Source organism: Vibrio sp. 1288, from assembly GCF_033344475.1.
The window spans coordinates 1-603 of the sequence record NZ_JAWPOX010000782.1 but is presented as its reverse complement, the minus strand read 5'-3'; the positions used below and the strand labels follow the sequence as shown (position 1 = coordinate 603).

Annotated in this window: 1 protein-coding gene; it reads right to left on the bottom strand. The window is 47.6% G+C overall.

Going from position 1 to position 603, the window contains the following annotated elements; translation table 11 throughout:
• Positions 1–83: 83 nt before the first annotated feature.
• Positions 84–603 (bottom strand): 3'-5' exonuclease (locus R8O11_RS29335; RefSeq protein WP_318195138.1); only part of this gene is annotated, 520 nt, incomplete at its 5' end.

Here is a 603-nt window from a genome sequence, read left to right as displayed (position 1 = left end):
CAATTAGACTTTAGGATGAGACAGAGGGGTGTGCCGGAAAATGATTGAAATAAAAGTAATTATGGGAGCTAGGTCAACAGGATTTATGTGTATGGCGCGGTGAGATTTGGCAGATCGCCCTTGGTGAGGCGCACAAAAACCAAGGCGGCAGAAATCGCATCTTGCAGTGCGTCGTGTTTATCTTGAATGGGCAGTTCCAGGTGCTTGCAAATTGCATCCAGACTTAAGTCGAAGTAGGCATTGGGTAAATGCCGTTCTAATTTGTCGTGATAAATCTGGCTGACTTCAATCAATGGGTTTGGCAGTGGGAAGCCGAGTTGCCTTTGGCAGGCAAGGTCGAGAATTTTTTTGTCATAGCGAATGTGATATCCGACTAAAGGACGGTTGCCGATGAACGTGAGCAGTTTCAGCAACGCTTCTTTCTCGCTGATACCATCAGCCAGATCTTGGTGGCGAATTTTATGAATTTTCACTGACCCAGAATCTAACGATTGGGGCGCACGTAAGCGTACTTCAAAAGGCTGACTGGTGAGGATGCGGTTGTCGATGATCTTGGTTGCCGCGATGGTTACCAACTCAGCACGGTTCGGATCAAGGCTGGTG